The sequence below is a fragment of the Streptomyces sp. MnatMP-M17 genome, from assembly GCF_900091995.1.
GTDB lineage: Bacteria > Actinomycetota > Actinomycetes > Streptomycetales > Streptomycetaceae > Streptomyces.
This window is the reverse complement of sequence record NZ_FMDK01000099.1, coordinates 1-5,138: the sequence shown is the minus strand read 5'-3', so window position 1 is coordinate 5,138 and position 5,138 is coordinate 1. Positions and strand designations below refer to the sequence as shown.

Sequence of the window (5,138 nt, the reverse complement as noted above, 5' to 3'; positions counted from 1 at the left end):
GGTGGCGGCCGGACGTCGCCGGTTTCTGGTTGTGTGCGGCGGCAGAGGCCGCCGCGGCGGAGAAGGAACGGGGGTTCGCCATGAGGGGTCAGCTCTTTCGCGCGAGGGAGTCGTCGAGTCGACAGGACGGACGGGACGTACGTCGTGCGCGGCGGCCGAAGGCCTCGAAGGAGGTTTTAGAGGGCCGACGCGTTCCTCGCGGGGCAACACACGCGGTCGAAGTCGTGATGCTGCCGGGACGGCCAGAACGGCTCCAGGTCGCTGGGACCTGTCGCGGGGTGCTGGTGGCTGGCCATGTCCCCATTGAAGCAGATAGCGGCGCGCCGCAGCAGGCCACTTTCCGCTGTCCCCGCGCTCCCGCGACGTGACGGTCAGCACAGAAGACGGACAGAAGACGGCACGAGAACGGCGGAGAGGACGGGCGCCATGTCGGCGACCGCCCTCTCCCGGAGCTGTGAGCGGGACGAACCCGTCGGGTCAGATCTGGCCGGCCTTCTCCAGGGCCGTGCAGCAGGTGTCCACGATCAGCCGCGTCACCACATACGGGTCGACGTTGGCGTTCGGACGGCGGTCCTCGATATAGCCCTTGCCGTCCTGCTCGACCTGCCACGGGATACGGACCGAGGCGCCGCGGTTCGAGACGCCGTAGCTGTACTCGTTCCACGGAGCGGTCTCGTGCAGACCGGTCAGCCGGTCGTCGATGCCCGCGCCGTAGTTCTTGACGTGGTCGAGCGGCTTGGAGCCCTCGCCCAGCGACTCGCACGCGGTGATGATCGCGTCGTAGCCCTCGCGCATCGCGCGCGTCGAGAAGTTGGTGTGCGCGCCCGCGCCGTTCCAGTCGCCCTTCACCGGCTTCGGGTCGAGCGTCGCGGAGACGTTGAAGTCCTCGGCGGTGCGGTAGAGCAGCCAGCGGGCGACCCAGAGCTGGTCCGCCACCTCCAGCGGCGCCAGCGGGCCGACCTGGAACTCCCACTGGCCCGGCATGACCTCGGCGTTGATACCGGAGATGCCGAGGCCCGCCTTGAGGCAGTTGTCCAGATGCGCCTCGACGATGTCACGGCCGAAGATCTCGTCCGAGCCGACACCGCAGTAGTAACCGCCCTGCGCGGCCGGGAAGCCGCCCACCGGGAAGCCCAGCGGACGGGCGCCCTCGAAGAAGGTGTACTCCTGCTCGATCCCGAAGATCGGCTCCTGGCCCGCGAACTTCTCCGCGACCTCGGTGAGCCGCGCACGGGTGTTGGACTCGTGCGGCGTCATGTCGATGTTCAGGACCTCGCACATGACAAGGACGTCGTCCCCGCCGCGGATCGGGTCGGGGCACGAGAAGACCGGCTTCAGCACCCGGTCGGAGGCGTGTCCCTCGGCCTGATTGGTGCTCGACCCGTCGAAGCCCCAGATGGGCAGCTCGGCGCCGTCCGCCAGGATCTTGGTCTTCGAGCGCAGCTTCGCGGTCGGCTCGGTGCCGTCGATCCAGATGTACTCAGCCTTGAAGGTCACGGGGCCCCATCCTTGTCGGTGCAGCAGTTTTGACCCGAAGCTTCGCAATCTGTGATTTCCCGTCTGTTGCCCATCCATGAACCACGTGTTACTCAGGTTTCTTTTGTTTCGGCGGCGTCTCGTGGGGAAGCGCCCGCGGGCTGCTGAACCGCCGCGTGACCGGCCGACCGCCGGGCCACCGCGTGCGCGTTCAGCAGCGACTCGAATCCGGCGGCGCGGATCCGGCGCACCAGCTCGTCGTACGTCGCTCCCAACGCCTCGGCCGTACGCCCGAGATGCCAGTCGTGGGCGGCGAGCCGCGTCAGCAGATGGCCGCGTCTGATCTGTGCGTCGGAGAGCCGGAACGTCTTGAGATACGCGGTGCGGCCCTTGTGGTCGTTGATGAGTTCGCCGATGTGCTGTTCCTGCGCGCCACGGTCGAACGGCGGGAGGAAACGGTGCAACTCGTACGAACCCATTCTGTAGGCGCGCTCGAAGGAGTATGACGTGGACAGAAGTTGACGGGCGAGTACCGCCTCATGCGTCTCGCTCCATACGCGCTCCTGCACACGCGCCGCGGCCCGCAGATCGGCGAGCGTCTCCAGATGCCGGCCGTCGCGGATACGCGCCTCGAACTCGGCCACCGGCGCGCCGAAGAACGCGTACTGGTGGACCAGCTCTCCGTACAGGTCCTCCACCAGGCTCGGGTGCAGGGCGCGGTAGTCATCAGGGTGCGGTACGACAAAAGCGGCGGCGAGCGAGTCCGCCGTGTACACCATCACGCCGCACTGCCCGGGATGGATCTCGAAGACGCGGAGAGCGTCGGCGAGACCACGGACACCGAGGCCGAGATAGGCGTCCTCGGCGCGCGGCGAGAGCCCTTGCCGTACCGCTTGCTGCGACCACTCGTCCCAGGCGATGGACGGTCCGCCGAAGTGCAGCGAGAGATAGCCCTCCAGCGCGAGATGCAGCGGCAGGAAACGGCAGCGCGTGGCGGCGGCCGTACGGGACCGGCCTCTGCCGCCCTTGCCCGCCTTCATGCGCTTCACCATCCGGTGGTGACGGTGTACGGGCACGGCTTCCGGAGACCAGTCGCGCCGGTCGCGGTCGCGATCTTGGTCCTTGGCCCCGGCGCCGGCCCCGGCCCCGGCCCCGGCGCCGAGCTGAGTGCCATACGCGGCGCCCTGATCGCCCTCGCCCGACCAGTCGGCGACGAAACCGTGCGGGATGTACGAGACATAGCTGATGTCCGGGCCCACCTGGACCTCGCCGTAACCTTCGTAGATCCGCCGGTGCAGCCGCAGACCGGGCAGCGGCTCCGCGCGCACCAGCGGTACGAGACGGATACCGCCCCAGACCTGTGCCGGGCGGGTGATCAGACCGGTGAGATCGAGCCGGGTCACCGCGCCTCCAAGGAGGTCTCGCCGCGTGCGGCGCCCTGGCCCGGGCTTCCGCCGGGGAAACGGCAGAACGGATCGTCGGCATCGTCGTCAATGAAGCGCTGTACTCGCCGGTCCAGATACGCCCGCAGCTCGGCCAGGCCCGTACGGCCCTCCGCGAACTGCGCGATCTCCACCAGCGCCGGCAGATCCTCGGCGTCCCGTATGCCCGCCGTCGGCACGCTCGGTGCCAGTCGGCGTACGTCGAAGCCGTCCGCGTCGTATACGGGGTTGAGATGAACCGCGCTCGTCCTTCCCTCCCGGTCGAGCCTGGTACGCCACACCCGCAGCACCTCGCCCGCCAGTCCGGGAGGCGCATTGTCCCAGCCGTCCGAGACGATGACGAGCCGGTCGGGCGCGCGGTCCAGCGCGTCGATGATCCGGGTACCGAGCGGAGTCGGTCCGTACGGGCGCACCAGCAGCGGATCCGTGCTCCCCGAGGTCCACAGCGGTGTGTACGCGCCGGGAGCCGCCAGCGCGTCCAGCAGAAAGTGGCAGGCCAGGGCGGTGGCGAGCGGGCGGCGGCGCTTCTCGCCGGATCCGGACGAGGAGTAGCTGTCGTCCAGCACGCCGGCGACCCGCCCCCAGGTCCCGGTGTACGGACCGGCCGCCCGGCGCGCGGCCGTACGGAGAGCACGCGTCAGCTCCGCTCGGCGCCGTACGCGCTCGTCGGCGGCCAGGGACAGGACGTACAGGGCGAGCCTGGTCAGCGGCATGACGGTCAGATCGGTCCGCACCTCTTGATCGCTGTTGTTGTTGCCGGTGTCGCTCCGCGCCAGGGCCGAGCGCTGCGTGCGGAGCCGCTCCAGCCTGGTCATCCGGGGCTCCATCCGTTCCAGGACCGCCTCGCGCGGGATGCCGTGCTTGGCGGCGAAGCCCTCGGCGACGGTGAACGGCAGTTCGTAGAGCGCGCCCTGCTCGAAGTGGGCGCGGCGGTACGCGTCCAGCAGTCCGTGGCCGTACCGCTTGCGGCGGCCGGGCGCGAAGAGGAAGTCGCCGAGTTCGGTCGTCTCCGAGGCGTCCGAGGTCTCTGAGGTAACCGATGCAAGCGGGAGATGGAAGTGGCGCGCGGCCGACTTGAGCCCGTTGCGGTACTTCACCGCGTCATGCCCGAGATCCGGCCGGGTGGCCAGCCACTCACGCAGGATGGCGCGGGTACGGCGGTTGCCGATCCCGGCGGTCCGCAGCGCCCGGAAGAGCCGGTAGACACGCTGCGGCGGCAGCATCGTCAGCCGCTTGGCGATCAGCCGTCCCTCCACGCGTTTCTCCTCCCGGCTCGCCTCGCGCGGTGTGCGCAGCAGCTCCTCGATGACCATGACCGCGTTGTGGTCGTTGATGTCGAGCGCGAGCGAAGCGGCGTACACCGGGCGGTAGTTGACCCGTACGTACTCATGCAGAAAGGCGAGCGAGAGCCGCTGCGCGTGCGCGCCCGAGTGGAACTCGCGCTGCCCGGTCGCCGTGACGGCCGCGTTGACGAAGAGCAGCACGTCCTCGGCCGCGATCAGATCGGAGAAGGTCTCCGCCGGATCGGAGAAAGCCTCCGCCATAGTGTGTCCCCTGTGTCCCACGTGGCCCGTGTGTCGCACGCGACCCGTGTGTCGCACGTGTATGCCGGAATCGGCGGTGGCCGGCCGGGGCATGGAGGCGCGAACAGCGAAATCACTGCTTTACGAGGCAAGTCCCGGAAGTCGCACCGGAGGCCCGCGGCCGGCTCGTGCAACGTAGCACCGGTGGTGGCGCGGGAGCCCACGGTTTTACGCCCGTACCAGCCTCGTACTGACCCCCGTACCGGCCTCGTACTGACGCTGTGGCTTTACGCCCCGTACGTCCACCCGCGCCTCCTGCGTCACAGGGCGACGGGGCACACTGAGCGGCATGAGCAAGCCACGTATCGGACTCCTCGGCGCCGGCCCCTGGGCGGAGCGTACGCATGCCCCTGCCCTCGCCGGCCATCCCGGAATCGAATTCAGCGGTGTCTGGGGGCGGCGTCCCGAGGCCGCCGCAGCCCTCGCCGCCGCCCATGACACCACCGCGCACTCCGGCGAGGCGGGCATCGACGCGCTCTTCGCCGAGAGCGACGCCATCGCCTTCGCCCTGCCGCCGGACATCCAGGCACCGCTGGCGGCGCGGGCCGCAGCCGCCGGACTCCATCTGTTGATGGACAAGCCGGTCGCGACGACCGTGGCCGGCGCCCGCGAGGTCGCGGACGCGGCGGCGGCCACG

General features: G+C 69.8%; 4 protein-coding genes. 1 reads left to right on the top strand and 3 read right to left on the bottom strand.

What is annotated here, in order from left to right; genetic code table 11:
- Window positions 1-477 precede the first annotated feature (477 nt).
- The 3 genes from glnII to GA0115259_RS05660 all read right to left on the bottom strand — a co-directional run bounded on the left by glnII (window position 478) and on the right by GA0115259_RS05660 (window position 4,462).
- The gene (glnII, locus tag GA0115259_RS05670) at window positions 478-1,497 is read right to left on the bottom strand and encodes a glutamine synthetase (protein WP_093591761.1); all 1,020 of its coding nucleotides are present in this window, start codon (window positions 1,495-1,497) and stop codon (window positions 478-480) included.
- Between the two features lie 92 nt (window positions 1,498-1,589).
- A complete protein-coding gene (locus GA0115259_RS05665) occupies window positions 1,590-2,879 on the bottom strand; it encodes an ARPP-2 domain-containing protein (protein ID WP_256097918.1) in 1,290 nt (429 codons plus the stop codon).
- Window positions 2,876-4,462 carry a hypothetical protein gene (locus GA0115259_RS05660; RefSeq protein WP_237539786.1) on the bottom strand — a complete coding sequence of 529 codons (1,587 nt, stop codon included), beginning with the start codon at window positions 4,460-4,462 and terminating at the stop codon, window positions 2,876-2,878. The genes GA0115259_RS05665 and GA0115259_RS05660 overlap by 4 nt, the downstream gene beginning before the upstream one ends.
- Window positions 4,463-4,790: 328 nt before the next feature.
- Here GA0115259_RS05660 and GA0115259_RS05655 point away from each other — a divergent pair.
- A partial coding sequence (locus tag GA0115259_RS05655; protein WP_161230299.1) for a Gfo/Idh/MocA family oxidoreductase occupies window positions 4,791-5,138 on the top strand: 348 nt, incomplete at its 3' end.

Coding starts and splice junctions, on each gene's coding strand:
- GA0115259_RS05660 (WP_237539786.1), bottom strand. CDS start 4,462: ATGGCGGAGGCTTTCTCCGATCCGGCGGAGACCTTCTCCGATCTGATC.